We start from the raw sequence: 18,000 nt of genomic DNA, 5'->3' as shown, positions 1-18,000 counted from the left end.
TGTATTTGAGCAAATTTCATAATACCAATAATCTAGCGCATACATCTACATCTTTTTAGAACGATTTAACTCAATTAGATGTAGCAACCTAGAGGCGCAAAATAATGATTATGAAATTCTTTAATTTAGAAACCTTTTTTAATATCTACTTTGTTAGGTAGTGGTTGATTTTCTTCAATATTTTTAAGTGTTTCTACAAAACATTCGACAGCTTCGTCGGGAGTTGTCACTGCTGAAATGTGGGGAGTCACCGAAACATTTGGATGTTCCCACAATCGATTTTCTTTCGGCAGTGGTTCTTCGGTGAATACATCTAATACCGCGAACCTCACTTGGCTTTCATTTAAAGCTTTAAGTAACGCGGCTTCATCAATTGACCTACCTCTTCCAACATTAATAAAGCCGACATTGGCAACTTGCTTAAAAATGTTTTCATTAAATAAGTACTCCGTTTTTTCCGTTAGGGGTAAGGTATTGATAATGTAATCGACGTTACTTAAATAGCTGAGATGCTCGTTGACATTCATTACATCTTTAAATGGCTCTTTTTGTTTACCACTTAATGAAACTCCGTAAACTTCGACACCTAGTGAAGCTAAAATTTTAGCAGTTACTTGGCCGATTTCACCCGTTCCATAAATCATTACCTTTTGATCGCTTAGTAATTTTGGAGTGATCGGCTGCCAGTTTTTTTCTTTTTGTTGTTGGTCGAATTGCTCGTGAAATTGCAGATCTTTTAAAATATAACTTAAGCTATACTCGCCAATTCTTTGCCCAAACGAACAAATCGTTCTAGTTAACAATACGTTTTCGTCCCATTCTTTTTTGAAAAGCAAGCTGTCTACTCCCGCTCCTAAAGAATGAACCCACTTCACACGAGAATAATCGTGGTCTGATTTTAAATTAAAGGCTAGAAAAGCATCAGCCCAATCTAATTCTTCCTCGGTTGCTTCTTCTTCGGGTAAAAATCGAAAGTTTTTTTCTACGTTTTTACTTTGAATTAGTTGCTTTAATTCCTTATATTTAGGACTTACAACAACAATATTTTCGATGTTCATTTTTAAAATCACCTCTTACGTTTATTTCGGGTTGCTTTATGGAAGAAATTATTAATATTGTTATTGTAACGTAATTTTCTAAAGTACAACAGTAAGGTGTTTTCGTTCCATAGTAAAATACAAATTTTTTAACAATTTCTGATTTCCCCTTGAATATTTCGACCTCCGAAGTATAATAGGTATAACGATATGGGAGTGAAAAAAATAAATGCCAAAAACGAATTGGAAACGAAACTTATACATACTTATGGTATGTCAATTTTTTGTCATGGCTGCAATGACGATGATTATCCCCTTTTTACCTTTATATTTACAAGAATTAGGAGTCACTGATCCACAATCTGTTAGTCGCTGGGCTGGAATTATTTTTGGCGCAAACTTTCTAACGGCCTTTTTATTTTCACCATTATGGGGAAAACTTGCCGATCGACACGGACGGAAATTAATGTTACTACGCTCAGGCTTTGGAATGGCGATTGTTATCACCCTTACCGGATTCGCAACTGGGCCTTGGTCTTTACTGTTTTTGCGTTTGTTAAATGGAAGTATCTCAGGGTTTATCCCCGCTGCAATTACGTTAATTTCAATGACGACACCGAAAGAGCGAACAGGATACGCCCTCGGAATGTTACAAGCTGGTGCTGTAGCTGGTGGCATTTGCGGTCCATTGTTCGGTGGAGTTTTAGCTGATTTAATTGGATTTCGAATGGTGTTTTACGTCACAGGACTAACGATCCTCATCACAGCGGTTGCCGTTTTATTTTTTGTCAAAGAAGATCAGCAGAAAAAAGAAGAAATAGTGAAGACAAATACGATCGAAGATTTCAAAAAAATCGTCTCTACCTCACCGATTTTGTCTTTATTTATCGTCTTTTTCATTGTTCAATGTGCATTGATCGGAATAAACCCACTTTTATCATTGTACGTACAAGACCTCACTACTTCACAAAATGTCGCTTTCTTCGCTGGGTTAGCGATGTCTGTGATGGGATTTGCGAACATGTCAGCTAGTCCGTTCCTCGGAAAGTTAAGCGACAAAAGAGGCACTCAGTTTGTTTTGCTAATTTCTTTACTTTTTGCGGCAATTATCACCTTACCGCAAGCCTTTGTAGAAACGTATTGGCAACTTCTTATTTTTCGATTTTTATTAGGGCTTTGTTTAGGTGGATTATTACCATCGATCAATTCGTTAATTCGTCATTTAGCTCCTGAAGGAATGGAAAGTCGAACGTTCGGTTATTCAAATAGCTTTATGTACTTAGGGACGATGCTTGGACCGATTGCCGGTGGTTGGTTAACGTCGGTTGCGGGAATTCGAAGCTTATTTATTGCTTCATCTATATTGTTACTGATCAACGTTTTAATAGTAAAATATAATGTCGTACCTGCGATGTCAAAGAGAAATACCTCTACGAGTTCAAAAAAGAAATCAGTCGCAAATTTATAAGCCCATGGAGGTTGTACAAAAAATTATACTAAGCTAGTTAAAATGGAATGTGAAAAAAAGAAAACTAGGGCTCGCACAGCACAAGACACTGGCGAACCCTAATTGTTTTTTAACTAACTTCCCTCTTTATTTATCTGAGTGAATTTCATAAATACCTAAAATGAGCCACATCTCGCAATATATATTGATCTTAGTGGCGGAAATAATGGATTATGAAATTCATTAATCTTTTTTGTTATTGTTAAAATAGTCTTTTGCTTCTTTAAATGCTTGTTTCAAATTCGTTTACCTACTAAATACAAACTGATCAATACGAGCTCAATTATTTCTTAAGAGGGAAAAACTTCATGACGGGAACCCGTCACCATCTAATATGGAAAAGTCGAATGATTTCCTTCACTTCGCTTTGACCTTCTTGCGAATCTCAGAGGCTCGTTCACGAAATCATTCGGCTTTTTTCATACAAAAGCGGGTATCCTAAGTCGCTAATCATCCTAAAAGCGTATAAAAATTAAGGGTGCCCCAAAACAAGTGTCACACACTTTTGGGGCAGCCCTATTTTTCCTACAAACAGAATACGACTTCTGATCGCATTTCGGTATTCATTCTGTCCTAATTTGAATTGGTTACGTTTTTAATCTTTGTCCCTGGATAATAAAACTGTAAAATTTCCTCATATGATTTTCCTTGCTCTGCCATCATTTGTGCACCCCATTGGCTCATACCGACACCATGACCAAAACCTCTTCCTTTCACTATATAAGCCTCGCCATTTTCTGTAAACGAATCGATTAAATAACTTTTAAACACATTGCCACCGATTAAAGGACGAATTCGATTTACATTGCCATTTTCAAAATTGATCACTTCATATAAGACGGTTCCATCTAATAAACGTTGTAAAAATTCAACCGTTAAGGCTCCTTCTTCGGTTCGTTCAGAAGAAAGCTGTTTCGGCGTTATTTCAAAATCAGTAACCGATAAAATCTTAATATCAGATGAGTATCCTTTATTATAGAGCCAATTTTTCATTGCTGCTGTAATTTCCGTATCAACTTCCTCAATTTCATCCCACCAATTGTGGTCATCCCAATTGATTTCGTCTAAAACGATTTGACTCCTATTAAGCGTAAATTCCCACGGATGAGTTGGGTCGTACGGATCCTTTTTGATCGGAAAGTAGCTTAAGGCGTTACCTCCCCATACATTTTTATTACTTTCTGTCATCCCTCCGTTACTTGCTGAGTAAAACGCGTCAATCGGTCGGTCTTTGTAAGTGATCACTTCGCCCTTCGTTTCATCTACCGCTTTCCCATACACTTGAAAACGGATCGTATCATCCATATTTTTCTTCATATGAGTAACTGCATACGTTCGAGCGGCTAACGTTTGCGCCTTTAATGTTTCAAGTTCCCATGACGGGTACACTTCAAAAGGTACGACCCCTTTTAAATAATCTTCTAAAAAAAGTTGATTAACAGGTCGAACATTTTTACCGTCCTCGATTTGAAACTCTACGGAACCTAAGTACGGACGATCATTAATGTAAATAACATGATTTTCATCATATGTTTTCGGGATCAGTGCAAATGATTCATTAATATGAAACGTTTTCTCCTCCCCTTCTATTCGAATCGAACCATCATTTACTTTTAATTGATAATTCACTCCTTCTTTTAAACTTAGCGCGGGATCAAGAGTGTAAAACTCTCCTTTTAGAGCGAGATCCAACTCATTAGTATCGCCGATATAGTTAACTAATTTAACGGTCACCATTTCATCGGCTATTACTCCATTTGGAAATAGAAAAGACAAAAACAATATGAAAATAATTAGTAAGTATCTCATACCCGTATAATGTCTCTTCCGAAATCTGTTTATTCTATATTAATTTTTCCAGAAAACTTATATCGTGGGGCTAAGTGTAGCCAAGAGTATAAATGATTTCTCAAGTAAATACTTAATATAAAAGTGGAGAATCGTCGTCGATATGTGATCGCTTTTCTAATCGGCATAGTGAAATGTCAACAATATCCTCCAGTGGCAATCGTTTAATATATACATCGATTAAAAAAACATGTAAGATATAGTTATTCAGTTGAAACACATCGCAATAGACGGGGCAGTAGCGGCGCCTTGTAACCTGCAATCCGCTATAGCAGGGTCGAATTCCTAATGAAGGTTTAGTCATGTGTGGACAGTACTTTCGATTTGATGTTGATGAAAAAACCTTTTACAAAGAAAACCCTACGAACGGGTCAGATCCGGAAGGAAGCAGCCATAAGAAGGACCATTTTCTTGTGTAAAAGACCATTTTTTCTGAGTCAAAGAAAAAGGATACGCATGGATGATTAAATCGTACTTAGGTTTGCGATTTACATATAGTTAGAAAAATGGGGGCACCAATTTCAGGTGCGCCCATTTATGTTTTTCAAATGCAAATACATACAAAACGCTCATGACGGCACAACGTTAGCTTTTTTCTCGTTACTAGTAGTGACTTTCTTCGTTAAAGTCGGGAATGTAATCGTGAATTTCGTTCCATTACCGACCTTACTTTCGACTTGAATGTTTCCACCATGGCTTTCAATAATTTGATAGCAAACCATAAGGCCGATTCCTGTACCTTTTTCCTTTGTAGTGTAAAAGGGTTCACCAATTTTACTTATTACTTCTTCTGGAATACCACTACCTTCGTCGATTATTTCAATTTGAATATTATCGCTCATTTCATTTACAACTAAGCTGATATTTCCTGGATTTTCCATTGCGTCAATTGCGTTTTTTATCATATTAATAAAGACTTGTTTAATTTTCGCAGCTTCACATTTTATAAATATTTCATCCTTTTTTGTAAGGAGATTAATTTCTACTGACTTCATGTTCGCTTGAGACGTTAGCAGCAATATCACTTCGTTAACTAACTGAATAATATTATGCACTTTGCGATCCTCTGAATGCGGTTTTGCTAGAGTTAATAATTCACTTGATATTTGTTCGATTCGAGAGAGTTCATCTTCAATCACGTTAAAATATAATTCTTTTTCTTCATCTGATGTTTTAAGGATATGAAAAAAACCTTTGATAGCCGCTAACGGATTCCTTAATTCATGAGCAATACTAGCAGCTAATTCTCCAGCAATATTCATTTTTTCAGAGCGAATGATTAAATTTTCATTATCCTTCTCTTGAGTAATATCAATAAAGGAATGGAGAAATGCTTCCTGCCTGTCAAACAAAAGACTAATAGACTTCACTAGGTAAAACTTCTTTTCACCATTAATATGGCTAAACTGATGTTCCTGAATTTGTTTTTCGGCAGCTTCTATTAAACTGAATTTTTCAAAAAAAGGAATAAGGTTTCTCAATTCAAAGATATTCTCACTATTAATTTGAAATTGTTTTTTTGCAACTTCATTATAAAAAAGAATGGTTGACTCATTTCTAATAATTATTGGAAGAGGGAGTTCATTAATAATTGTACAAAGCTTTGCCTCATTTTGCTTAATCACTTCATTTTTTAATTTCACGGATTTATTTTCGGAAAGTAAGTCATTATTTCTTTCTTCAAGATATTGCTTTTGCTGCTCTAACTTTTGTATCCTATATAGTTCCCCCGTTGTTAGCGATTGGTGATGTTTTTTATGATAAAAAGGGGATATCAAATAGTCATCATCTGTCATAAAATGCGTATGCGTTTTCAATAGTTCATTCTGTACTAAGGCTGGTGTGTTAAAACCATCATATGTACAAACAGAAATCATTTTTCGCTCTCCTATGTAGTCATCACAATTACATTCATATAGTCGGAGCTGTTCTATCGTAACATTTTCATTAATAAAGGGGACTTGGCCCCAAGTTCTCACGCTATAGCCTTGTTCCATATAAGGCTGTACTACATTTCTTAACGCTTGACTGACTTTGAATGCATCAAACGTTCTTCTACCAAGATAAAATTTATTCATTTCTATCAATTTTAAATTATTTAATTGATCTTTTGTAAGTCCCAATGATTTTAGTTGTTCAACAATTGTTTTATTTAATTCTTCGCTATCGTTGAAAAGTACAATATCTCCTTGTGTAATACCTTCATAAATAAATTTAGTAGCATTTTCAATATACTTGTCGATGTCACTAAACACATACAATATATGTGCTCCACAATCATCAGTTGAAAGTTTTTTTATCAGAGTGTTTATCGGGTATTTTTTATTCACGTGTTGTTAGCCTCCATTTTCACATGTGTCTTTAATAACCAGTATAGATATTAGCATTAGTTAAATAGGACGACGTTGGTGAAGATTTCTAAGAAAAGCGCAATCCCACTGATAAGTCCTAAAATCGTTATTTTCAATGAGGTGAGATTTCGTACTCGCTAACCACCAAAGTGAAAATTACCCCCGGTTAACTTCTCTGAAACGTCCCACAGTTTTTTCATCGTTTCCTTGTTGTACACTTCTGGCGCCGGGACTTCGATCGTCGGATTCCCTTTCCGATTGCCTTTTCCGTCTGGGCCGATATATTCCCCACCTTTTAAATTTTCATTAGTAGCGGCATAAACGGTAGGTAGAGCGCCCATTTCTGCAGATTGTAAAAATAACTTCGCTATCTTCAGTAAAAATGGAGGTGCATCACGTTTTCCAAATTTAAATAGATTAGTTGTAGAAATCCCTGGGTGGCATGCGACGCTTATCGTTGAAATTCTCCGTTCTTTTAACCGCTCGTCTAATTCTTGTGCAAATAATAAATTAGCGAGTTTACTCTGTTTATAAAAAGCCATGGCTTTATATCCTTTTGCGCCATCCAAATTATCAAAAAAGATCGACGCTCCTCGGTGAGCGATACTACTCACAGTAACTACACGTGAGTTTGGTGTTTTTTCTAACATTGGCAACAGGTATCCGGTTAAAGCAAAATGCCCTAAATGATTACAACCAAACTGTAACTCAAAACCATCTTTTGTTAATTGATAAGGCGGTACCATCACTCCCGCGTTATTTATTAAAATATGTAAATTTTCAAACCGAGCTAAAAATTGCTCTGAAAAGTCTTTAACACTTTTTAAATCGGAAAGGTCAAGTTTCATCACATCGACGAGCGCATCACTATTTTCTGCCAAAATTGTCTTCTTTGCTTGCTTTCCTTTTTGTTCGTTTCTTACGGCCAAAACGACACGAGCTCCTCTTTTCACCAACATTTTCGCTGCCTCAAGTCCGATCCCGCTATTTCCCCCAGTTATAATGATCGTTTTTTCGAATAAGTCTTGTTTTATCAAATAAGCTCACCTCTTGCAACATTTTGAAAAATTGTTAAAGCTTTATTATAGGATAATCTAACATTATAGTGCTAAACTATTAATCAATTTTACCACATTATTAGATTTAGTATGTAATAGTTGGTTTGTTGGTTAGTCGTTAGTTGGTCAGGACCCTCGCCCAACTTTTCATATTAGATGGCGGCGGCAGGAATGCCGCTATGTGGTTTTGTATAAAAAAAGGCGGATACTTTCGTGAACGAGCCTCTGAGATTCGCAAGAAGGTAAAAGCGAAGTGAAGGAAAGTGTCCGCCTTTTCCATATTAAATGGTGGCGGATTATCTCCATGATCATTTTGTATGAAATAGTGGTTAGTTTGACAAAATACCATTTTACAAACGTACGTTCCAACTCTTATAATGGAAAATGAAAGAGGTGAATTTTGATGAAAGATCGTGTCATCGAAAACTATCAACGAGATGAGGAAATGATGATTCTTATTTTTGCGCAATGGTGTGTTAACCATGACTTAAACCCTGTCGATATATATGAGCGCGCTTATCCAAGTCAAAAGAACAATGAGGCATTAAAGAAAGCGATCGATTTAACGGTTTCCAAAGAGGAAGCTGACCACATTCCTAATGAAACATTGTTAGCTGCATTATCTATGTTCGGTAACGAAGAACTTGCGTTTGTTGTAAGTGAAATAAAGAAGAAAGGCTAGAAATAAAATCTAGCTTTTCTTCTTTATTAATGGGCATTATAAGATCGATACCTTTAATTGTTGTAGTAACGATTTCGGTACAACGAAACGAGCAGTGATTAATGGGTCAACGATTTGGCAAACTTCAACTTGCCCTACAGCACTCATTAACATCGTAACTTCTTGCACAGTCATGTTCGTTTTCGATACAATTTGGTCAATCATTAACTCTGTTGCTAATTTAGCGGCAGCATCTAACGTTTCAGCCGAAGCAATTTGTGTTACAACGCCTTCATTTTCAAGCATTGGTTGCTTTAGGCTAATTCCTTTCATTACTTCTAATGTCACAGTGGCTTTTCCAGGAACTTCAATTCCTGAAACACTAATTTCACCGTCCCCCATCGCAGCGTGGAAATCACCTAGACCGAATAATGCGCCTTCGGTAAAGATAGGTAAATATAACGTTGCTCCTTCTGTAACCATTTTATTATCCATATTTCCGCCATGTTCTCCTGGTGTCCCACACGAAACCGCATCTCCAGAAGGCGCCACGCCAATAACACCAATCATTGGATTTAGTGGTAACTCCAATTCGTTGAAAATCGCCTTCCCGTTACGTATGGGGATGATTTTAGCTTGCATCTCCGAAAAACGATGTCCCATCACGCCAAGATCCGGGCCTACGACCATAACACCTTTGTCTCCTATTTCTATCTTTTCGATTTTAACTTTAAGAACATCTCCTACTTCTGCTCCCTCAACAAAAATCGGACCTGTCGCAGGATTCACTCGATCCCAATCTAGAGCTGAAATTTCAGTGTCCTCTGATTGAATTTGACCTTCAAAACAATCGTATGTACTAATTTCTATACTTGTTCCTGATACCACTTTTTTAATAGGTTTATGCTCTTTACTAAAGTTATAAATCACTGATTCACGAGATAATATTTCCATGACAGTCCCTCTTTTCTTTGATTTATACTATTTTATTCTCATAATGTTGCCCAAACACATATTTTTCTCGCAACGATGGAATAGAAAGTTGAACAATTCAAAAATCCTCACTAAAAGTATTCAACTAATAGCAAGGATTTTCCTTTTATTATAATGTTTAAAATTTCATTGGAATTTCACATACGGGTGAAAGGCACTTTAATTAAATCGTACGAACTGTTACAATGCCATCAATTTGTTTGATTTTTGCTTCGATATCAGGGATCATATCTTTATCTACTTCATTATCGATATCAATCATTGTATATGCGTAGTCACCACGGCTTCTGTTGACCATGTCAGCGATATTTAAGTGATAGTTCGAGAACGCTGAGGTGATTTGGCCCACCATATTTGGAACATTTTTATGAAATGCCGCTACACGAGTCTTACCTGTATAAGGCAGTGACGCATTTGGAAAATTGACTGAGTTTTTAATATTTCCTGTGTCAAGATACTCCTTTACTTGGCGTGAAGCCATAATTGCACAGTTTTCTTCTGACTCATTCGTTGATGCGCCAAGGTGAGGGATTGGAATCGCATTTTTCATTCTTAACACTTCTTCGTTCGGGAAATCAGTGATGTACTTACCAATTTTTCCACTTTCGAGCGCTAGAGCCATATCGATTTCGTTAATAAGTCCTCCACGAGAGAAGTTCATGATATAAACGCCATCTTTCATAAGCTTGAACGTTTCTTTGTTTAACATCCCTTTAGTGTCGCCCGTTAACGGGACGTGTACAGTGATATAATCTGCAGTAGCAAACAATTGTTCTAGTGACATTGCGCGATGTACATTTCTTGATAAGTTCCACGCAGTATCAACGGAAATGAACGGATCAAAACCGATGACTTCCATATCTAAATCAAGAGCATCATTGGCAACTAGCGCACCGATTGCGCCTAAACCGATCACACCGAGAGTTTTTCCTCGAATTTCATTCCCAACGAAGTTTTTCTTGCCTGCTTCTACTAGCTTTGGAATTTGTTCTCCTTCTTTTTCTAACGTCTTTGCCCAAGCAACCCCTTCAAATAGATTACGAGACGAAGCAATTAACGAAGTTAGTACTAGTTCCTTTACGGCGTTGGCGTTGGCTCCAGGCGTATTGAAAACAACAATCCCTTTTTCTGTACATTTGTCGACCGGAATATTATTAACCCCAGCTCCCGCTCGGGCGATCGCCTTTAGTTGCGCATTCAATTCCATTGAGTGCATATTAAAGCTTCGAAGAACGATCGCATCAGGGTTTTCACTTTCATTATTAACCGTATAGTTTTCTTTATTAAATACACTTAACCCACATGAAGCAATATTGTTTAACGTCTTAATTGTTTTAGCTTTGCCTAAAGTTGTCGTGCTCATAATATCTCCTGCCTTTTTTTAATATTTTTAAAAGTATCGATTTTTCAGTTAATTAATTCGAAAAAAATAGTAATCTATGTTTCTAAAAAGTTCGTTCATTAATGAACATATAATCTGTGAATCTATGAAAAAATGCTAATTCATACTTTATTAAATAAACTTAATGAATTTCATAATTCATTATTTACGTCACTAAGATCAATATATAGTTGCACCAAAACATTTTGTAACTATATATTGTTTGACGTGACTCTTTTTTGGTAATTATTAATTTCACTCAACTACTAAAAAAAATTAAATCACTGAAACTTTTATTAATTCTGACTTTTGAATATAAAATTTATCCTTTACGCTACGCATCTCCTCCTAATATACATAAAGAGGTAAAGGATCTTCCCTTACCTCTGCCCAGGCGAACGGCGTTTCGATACTATATGCTCCCCTACGGTTATCCGCTTTCGCCAGTTACACATAGCCTTTTAATTTCTTATATATTATCAAATAGTTCCTCAAGCTTCAACCTTAAAAATGTGACAATTTCGCTTTACAGCATAAAAGCGCTAAAAACTCACATAACTTTACTTTAAAATGGTGAACAGAGCAATAAAAAATACAATCACCTTGAATCATTTCATATCCAAGATGATTGTAGTTTGGGGAAATTTATTATAAGAAAAGCGCAAGGCGCCCGCCTATCGGCGAAAACCGGTCGAAGACCTTCCCGTAGCGGTCAGGTTTTAGACCGCAAGGGAAAGTCTGAAGCGGTCAAGCCGATGGCGCCTGCTCCTGCGATTACTCGTCGCAAAACTCCACTGCAGCATATTCAGTGAAGCGTCTTGGAGCTAGACACCTTTCCAAGTTCAAATATTATATACTTTCTTATCTTTTTAAAAAGTATGAGCCATATCTTTCGCACGGGCAATCGCGTTCTCTTTAATTTCCTGTGCTTTGTCTGGCATTGCCGCATGCCCTTCGACGAATAACCCTTCAAACGATGGGATGCCAAAGAACTGCATAACTGCATTTAAATGACGATGTCCCATCTCAAATTGTGCGGCTGGACCTTCGGAATAAACACCTCCACGTGCTTGAATGTGCAGTGCTTTCTTATCCGTTAATAAACCAACTGGCCCTTGTTCAGTGTACTTAAATGATTTATTAGCTACAGCGACTGAATCAATATACGCCTTCATTACTGGTGGGTAGGAGAAATTCCATAACGGTGTCACGAAAATATATTTATCAGCTGAAATAAATTGCTCGCACAGTTCTGAGAGACGCCCTACTTTTGCTTTTTCATCCGCTGAAAGCTCATCAAAGTTGCTTCCTGATTGTAGTTTGCCCCATCCACTAAAAACATCTGGGTCAATATGAGGAATGTTTTCTTTGTAAAGGTCTACGTGTATAACCTCATCGTTCGGATTGGCCTCCTTATACGTGTCGATAAACGCCTTTCCAACTGCCATACTATAAGAATGTTCCTCGTTATTTGGATTTGCGGTAATATACAATACTTTTGCCATTTTTGTACCATTCCTTTCATTACTCATTTTAACTTTTTTAGTTTTAGCAAAAAATAAAAAACAATTCCTGATTATCGATATCTTGAATTCAAGATATTATTGCAAATTTCAGCGATTTGCAACATTATTCAAAGTGAACCAATACTTACGGTAAATCAATTAACATGAACCGCGTGTTTGTCGTAGAATTTAAGTTAAGTGATGAAACATCTTCAATACGAGCAGAGTCACGTCTGTTTAACGTTACTTCATTATTGACGACAAGTTCTCCTTCAATCACAAATAGGAAAATTTTCCTGTTTTCACCTTGCTGAAAAGTCAATTCCTTTCCTTTTTCTAAATCCGATAAGTAAATTGTTAAATCTTGATTAATCGTTGCGACATTTTCATCTTTTGCGTTTTGCGATACGACAGGCAATAATTGATTTTTTAATTTAGTCTCATCAAAATTTGTTTGCTCATACGATGGATTTACCCCAGGTATTTCAGGCATAAACCACATCTGTAAAAGATTCACTTCCTCATCTGGTGATGGATTGACCTCTGAATGAACCACCCCGGTACCCGCCGACATTCGTTGTACTCCGCCAAACGTCGTCGTAGCTTTCTCACCCGTGCTATCTTCATGTTGTAAATACCCTTTTAACACAATGGAGACGATTTCCATCTCTTTATGAGGGTGTGATGGAAACCCTTTTAACGGTGCGATAATATCATCATTTAGCACCCGCATCGGTCCAAAGTTCATATTATTACGATCAAAATATTCGGCAAAAGAAAAACTAAATTTGCTTTTTAGCCAACCATGATCCGCCGTGTATCTTGAGTCAGCTGGATATACTTTTATCACTTTTTTCACCTCTCTAATTATTATCTCGAATTCAAGATAATTATATTAGAGATAATTTCGAATGTCAAACGATTGAATTGCAAATTATTTGTTCTGAAATGCATCCATGCTTTATTACCTCAAAAAGTTAGACGACGCTTTAGTCAGTCGTTAATTTCAACAGTCGCTATCACGATTTGTGAGCAACGGTGTTCATTACCGTTCTAAAAAAACTAAGGCATTCGCTAAAAACATTCAGCGAGTACCTTAGTTTTTCTTCCTAGTATAAAGTTTATTAAAATCTTCTACTCTGGCTTTGGTTCTTCTTTTCTTTCTTCCCACAAATCAATTATTGCACCGTCTTTAGTTGTATCTAATATAAATGAACCGTTACTGTATCGGTCACTTAAGCGAATTTGATCCATTTGTAATGCATCTTCAATTCCATTTTCCGTTTTCAAGTAAAAAACAGAATGCTGGTCAACCTTTTTTAAAGCGATTAAGCGATGAGGATTACTTTTTAGCTCTCGTAACATGATTAAGCCACGCTTTGCTCGCGATGTTTTATCGAATTCGGTTAAATTCATTTTTTTATAAGCGCCACGCTGAGTAACGACAAATAAATGGGCTTTCTCATCTTTTTCTAATGTTAGACCGCTAATGACATAGTCGCCATCTTTTAAGTTTATTCCTTTAACACCTGCTGCGCGTTGTCCGACAACACTAATTTCATCTTCCTCATACCATAGTCCAAACCCATAGGCTGTAGTTAAAAAGACATCTTTCGACCCATCAGTTAAATGAACATCTACAACAACATCATCATTTTTCAATTTTAACGCCATTAAAGGCTTCGAATAACGCTGTGCTTGATAATCGGAAAGTTGCGTACGTTTCGCCATTCCGTTTTTCGTGAAAAATACGAGGTAATGATCTTCTGTGAACTCTTTTATCGGTATTGCTTTCACAATTTCATCGCCACGCTCTAACGGAACGATGTTGGCGACATGCTGTCCGAGGTCTTTCCAACGAATATCAGGAAGTTGATGAACCGGGATAAATAAGTAATTTCCTTTCATCGAGAAAATTAACAAAGTGTCGGTTGTATTGGTCTCAAATTGACCAATGACTCGATCGCCCTCTTTCATCCCCGTAGGATCTCCATTGGACGCGGAATAAGAACGTACACTTGTTCTCTTCACGTAACCTTCTTTCGTCACGGTAACGATAACGTCTTCAGCAGGAACTAGCACTTCTAGATTAATCTTGATTTCTTCAATTTCATCCTCGATGACTGTACGACGCTCATCATTAAACGTTTTCTTAATCGTAAGCAAATCTTTTTTAATGACTTGGATCAGCTTCTTTTCACTATTTAAAATCTCACTTAATTGAGTGATCTTCTTTTGCAATTCGTCACTTTCTTTTTGTAGCGTCGTGACATCTGTATTCGTTAGACGATAAAGCTGTAACGTGACAATCGCTTCAGCTTGCGCATCTGTAAACTGAAACTTGCTCATTAAATTGTTTTTCGCATCTCGTTTATCTTTAGAGGCTCGGATCGTTTCAATCACTTCGTCTAAAATCGAGATCGCACGAATTAATCCTTCAACGACGTGCTGACGCTCTTCAGCTTTTCGTAACTCATACGTAGAACGTCTTGTCACCACTTCCTTTTGATGATTGACGTACGCTTGCAAAAGAGGCTTTAAGCCTAATAGCTGTGGTGTTTTATTAAAAATCGCAACCATATTAAAGTTGTACGTAATTTGAAGATCTGTATTTTTATATAAATAATTCAAAATTCCTGCTGCATCAGCATCTTTTTTCAATTCAACGACGATACGTAAACCTGTTCGATCCGTTTCATCACGAACTTCAGCAATTCCATCGACTTTTTTATCAAAGCGAATTTCGTCCATTTTTTTAACGAGGTTAGCTTTAACGATCTCATACGGAATTTCTGTAATAATAATTTGTTGTTTACCACCGCGAAGCGACTCGATTTCAGATTTACAACGAACGATGACTTTACCTTTTCCCGTTTTATATGCTTGGCGGATCCCTTCAACACCTTGAATAGTTCCACCGGTCGGAAAATCCGGTCCTTTAATGATTTCCATTAAATCATTTAATTCACAGTCCGGCTTTTCCATTTGTAAAATCGCAGCATCAATGACCTCACCTAAATGGTGAGGTGGAATGTCGGTTGCATATCCAGCCGAAATACCTGTTGAACCGTTAACGAGTAAATTCGGGAACATTGCCGGTAAAACGACCGGTTCTTCTTCTGAATCATCAAAGTTCGGAATGAAATCTACCGTTTCTTTTTCGATATCACGTAGCAATTGCGATGAAATCGATGATAATCGAGCTTCTGTATAACGCATTGCTGCTGGTGGGTCACCGTCAATCGAACCATTATTTCCGTGCATTTGAATGAGTCCGTAACGAACTTTCCAATCTTGACTCATACGAATCATCGCGTCATACACAGAAGTGTCTCCGTGAGGGTGGTAGTTACCAATTACGTTACCAACCGTTTTTGCTGACTTACGATACGGCTTGTCCGCCGTATTTCCCTCTTTATGCATCGCATATAAAATTCTTCGTTGAACAGGCTTTAAGCCGTCTCTTGCATCTGGCAGGGCCCGTTCTTGAATGATGTATTTACTATATCGACCAAAGCGATCCCCAATGACATCTTCTAAGGGGAGGTCTAAATATTTTTCGGAAAATAACAAGCTTTATTCCTCCTCAGTTAAGGTCAAATTTTCATTTTCTAAGATGTTTGTCTCTTCATCTAAACCGAATGCAACGTTCGTTTCAATCCATTTACGGCGAGGTTCAACTTTGTCCCCCATTAACGTTGAAACACGACGCTCTGCTCGAGCGACATCTTCAATCTTCACGCGTATAAGCGTTCTCGTCTCTGGATCCATCGTCGTTTCCCATAGTTGAGTAGCATCCATCTCTCCCAGACCTTTGTAACGTTGAATTGTATAGCCTTTTCCTACTTTTTTCAAGGCTTCTTTTAAGCCGTCTTCATCCCACGCGTATTCAACTACTTCTTTTTTTCCGGTCCCTTTACTCACTTTATATAAAGGCGGAAGAGCGATATACACTTTCCCAGCTTCAATTAACGGGCGCATGTAGCGATAGAAAAACGTCAGTAGCAATACTTGAATATGAGCCCCGTCAGTATCAGCATCGGTCATAATAATGATTTTATCGTAATTAATATTTTCGATCGTGAAATCTGCACCGACGTCTGCGCCTATAGCATAAATGATCGTACGAATTTCTTCGTTTTTCATAATATCAGCAAGTTTTGCTTTTTCTGTGTTAATGACTTTCCCTCGAAGTGGTAGAACGGCTTGGAATTTGCGGTCACGTCCTTGTTTCGCCGATCCACCGGCCGAATCACCCTCAACTAAATAAAGTTCATTTCGGCTCGGGTTCTTCGATTGAGCTGGTGTCAGCTTGCCACTTAAAAGAGCGTCTTTACGCTTTGATTTCTTCCCGCTACGAGCATCTTCACGAGCTTTACGAGCTGCCTCGCGAGCTTGAGCTGCTTTAATTGTTTTTTTGATGAGTAGCGTGCTTATATCAGGGTTTTCTTCTAGAAAAAAGGATAATTGTTCACTGACAACTGCGTCAACCGCACTTCTCGCCTCAGGAGTTCCTAGTTTCCCTTTCGTCTGCCCTTCGAATTGAAGCTTTTGCTCTGGTACTCGAACAGAAACGATCGCTGTAAAACCTTCACGAATATCTGAACCGTCTAAGTTTTTATCTTTTTCACGAAGAAGAGCCATTTTTCTAGCGTATTCATTAATAATCCTAGTCATTGCCGTTTTGGCACCAAGCTCATGTGTCCCACCATCTTTCGTTCGAACGTTGTTAACGAATGAAAGGACATTTTCTGTATAAGCATCGTTAAATTGAAAAGAAAATTCGACATCGATATCTTGGTTTTTCCCTTGGAAAAAAGCCACTGGATGTATTGTTTCTTTTTCTTCATTTAAATACTCAACAAACGCTTCAATACCATTTTCATAATGGAAAACTTCCTGTTGATCTTCTTTTCCAGCACGCGTGTCTTTTAATTCTATTTTCAAACCTTTTAATAAAAAGGCCGCTTCACGTAAACGTTCGGTTAACGTTTCGAAGTTGTATGTCGTTGAACTAAAAATCGATGAGTCTGGCTTAAAGTGGATCTTTGTTCCTGTTTTTTTCGTCGTTCCTTGTTTTTCTAACGTCGTCACAGGCTTTCCACCGTTTTCAAAACGCTGCTTATAAATAAATCCATCACGTTTAATCGTGACCTCCAGCCATTCTGAAAGAGCATTTACGACTGACGCGCCTACTCCGTGAAGACCTCCACTCGTCGAATATCCACCTTGTCCAAACTTTCCTCCCGCATGAAGGACTGTTAAGATGATTTCTGGAGTTGGTTTTCCCATTTTATGCATTCCTGTGGGCATACCACGACCGGCGTCTTCTACACTAATACTATTATCTTTATGAATGGTAACTTTAATTTCATTACCGAAACCCGCTAACGCTTCGTCAACGGCATTATCAACAATCTCATATACGAGGTGATGTAAGCCCCTCGCGTCAGTACTTCCGATGTACATCCCTGGGCGTTTTCTTACAGCTTCAAGCCCTTCTAGTACTTGGATGGCATCGTCGTTATATTCAAACTTTGATTTCGTTGCCAAATAAAATGACTCCTTTCGTAACTAATAGAGGATGTTCAAAAAATCCGGTAATAATTGCAGTTTCATTAAATTAAATATAATACGAACGAGCGTTTCTATCAATGAA

12 protein-coding genes, 1 other RNA gene and 1 riboswitch are annotated in these 18,000 nt (G+C 37.4%); of the genes, 3 read left to right on the top strand and 10 right to left on the bottom strand.

All coding sequences use genetic code 11. The features are described 5' to 3' along the window. Window positions 1–125: 125 nt before the first annotated feature. Entirely contained in the window at window positions 126–1,058 is a 933-nt protein-coding gene (locus tag BKP35_RS09710; RefSeq protein ID WP_071313146.1) for a D-2-hydroxyacid dehydrogenase, read from the bottom strand. A gap of 208 nt (window positions 1,059–1,266) precedes the next feature. Here BKP35_RS09710 and BKP35_RS09705 point away from each other — a divergent pair, with 208 nt between their 5' ends. Continuing rightward, the gene (locus BKP35_RS09705; protein WP_071313145.1) at window positions 1,267–2,505 is read left to right on the top strand and encodes an MFS transporter; all 1,239 of its coding nucleotides are present in this window, start codon (window positions 1,267–1,269) and stop codon (window positions 2,503–2,505) included. A 612-nt stretch (window positions 2,506–3,117) separates the two neighbouring features. On the opposite strand, the gene BKP35_RS09700 is transcribed toward BKP35_RS09705, so the two are convergent. Continuing rightward, window positions 3,118–4,353, bottom strand: coding sequence for a SpoIID/LytB domain-containing protein (locus BKP35_RS09700; RefSeq protein ID WP_071313144.1), 1,236 nt, complete (start codon window positions 4,351–4,353; stop codon window positions 3,118–3,120). Window positions 4,354–4,613: 260 nt separating this feature from the next. On the opposite strand from BKP35_RS09700, the gene ffs reads away from it, so the two are divergent. Next, an RNA gene (gene ffs, locus BKP35_RS09695) (signal recognition particle sRNA large type) lies at window positions 4,614–4,879 on the top strand. Between the two features lie 82 nt (window positions 4,880–4,961). Here ffs and BKP35_RS09690 read toward each other — a convergent pair. Beyond that, window positions 4,962–6,722, bottom strand: a complete 1,761-nt coding sequence (locus BKP35_RS09690) for an ATP-binding protein (RefSeq protein WP_071313143.1) — start codon at window positions 6,720–6,722, stop codon at window positions 4,962–4,964. A 158-nt stretch (window positions 6,723–6,880) separates the two neighbouring features. Continuing rightward, window positions 6,881–7,780, bottom strand: a complete 900-nt coding sequence (locus BKP35_RS09685; RefSeq protein ID WP_071313142.1) for an oxidoreductase — start codon at window positions 7,778–7,780, stop codon at window positions 6,881–6,883. Between the two features lie 424 nt (window positions 7,781–8,204). Between BKP35_RS09685 and BKP35_RS09680 the strand changes: the two genes are divergently transcribed. Further along, a complete protein-coding gene (locus BKP35_RS09680; protein ID WP_071313141.1) occupies window positions 8,205–8,483 on the top strand; it encodes a hypothetical protein in 279 nt (92 codons plus the stop codon). A 36-nt stretch (window positions 8,484–8,519) separates the two neighbouring features. On the opposite strand, the gene BKP35_RS09675 is transcribed toward BKP35_RS09680, so the two are convergent. The 6 genes from BKP35_RS09675 to parE form a co-directional block, all read right to left on the bottom strand. Then, window positions 8,520–9,416, bottom strand: a complete 897-nt coding sequence (locus BKP35_RS09675; protein ID WP_071313140.1) for an acetamidase/formamidase family protein — start codon at window positions 9,414–9,416, stop codon at window positions 8,520–8,522. Between the two features lie 202 nt (window positions 9,417–9,618). Next, on the bottom strand, window positions 9,619–10,818 hold the full coding sequence (locus BKP35_RS09670; RefSeq protein ID WP_071313139.1) for a phosphoglycerate dehydrogenase: 1,200 nt from the start codon (window positions 10,816–10,818) through the stop codon (window positions 9,619–9,621). Window positions 10,819–11,217: 399 nt separating this feature from the next. After that, a riboswitch (ZMP/ZTP riboswitch) is annotated at window positions 11,218–11,297 on the bottom strand. Window positions 11,298–11,705: 408 nt separating this feature from the next. Further along, window positions 11,706–12,341: an FMN-dependent NADH-azoreductase gene (locus BKP35_RS09665; protein ID WP_071313138.1), complete on the bottom strand. Its 636-nt coding sequence runs from the start codon at window positions 12,339–12,341 to the stop codon at window positions 11,706–11,708. A gap of 145 nt (window positions 12,342–12,486) precedes the next feature. Then, window positions 12,487–13,191, bottom strand: coding sequence for a pirin family protein (locus tag BKP35_RS09660; protein WP_071313137.1), 705 nt, complete (start codon window positions 13,189–13,191; stop codon window positions 12,487–12,489). Window positions 13,192–13,475: 284 nt separating this feature from the next. Then, window positions 13,476–15,914, bottom strand: a complete 2,439-nt coding sequence (parC, locus tag BKP35_RS09655) for a DNA topoisomerase IV subunit A (protein ID WP_071313136.1) — start codon at window positions 15,912–15,914, stop codon at window positions 13,476–13,478. A gap of 3 nt (window positions 15,915–15,917) precedes the next feature. Continuing rightward, a complete protein-coding gene (gene parE / locus BKP35_RS09650; protein WP_071313135.1) occupies window positions 15,918–17,894 on the bottom strand; it encodes a DNA topoisomerase IV subunit B in 1,977 nt (658 codons plus the stop codon). Window positions 17,895–18,000: the final 106 nt, after the last annotated feature.

Source organism: Anaerobacillus arseniciselenatis, from assembly GCF_001865995.1.
GTDB lineage: Bacteria > Bacillota > Bacilli > Bacillales > Anaerobacillaceae > Anaerobacillus > Anaerobacillus arseniciselenatis.
The sequence above is the reverse complement of the archived record's forward strand: the minus strand, read 5'-3'. Positions and strand labels throughout refer to the sequence as shown.

Coding starts and splice junctions, on each gene's coding strand:
- BKP35_RS09680 (WP_071313141.1), top strand. CDS start 8,205: ATGAAAGATCGTGTCATCGAAAACTATCAACGAGATGAGGAAATGATG.
- BKP35_RS09700 (WP_071313144.1), bottom strand. CDS start 4,353: ATGAGATACTTACTAATTATTTTCATATTGTTTTTGTCTTTTCTATTT.
- BKP35_RS09670 (WP_071313139.1), bottom strand. CDS start 10,818: ATGAGCACGACAACTTTAGGCAAAGCTAAAACAATTAAGACGTTAAAC.
- BKP35_RS09710 (WP_071313146.1), bottom strand. CDS start 1,058: ATGAACATCGAAAATATTGTTGTTGTAAGTCCTAAATATAAGGAATTA.
- BKP35_RS09705 (WP_071313145.1), top strand. CDS start 1,267: ATGCCAAAAACGAATTGGAAACGAAACTTATACATACTTATGGTATGT.
- BKP35_RS09665 (WP_071313138.1), bottom strand. CDS start 12,341: ATGGCAAAAGTATTGTATATTACCGCAAATCCAAATAACGAGGAACAT.
- BKP35_RS09675 (WP_071313140.1), bottom strand. CDS start 9,416: ATGGAAATATTATCTCGTGAATCAGTGATTTATAACTTTAGTAAAGAG.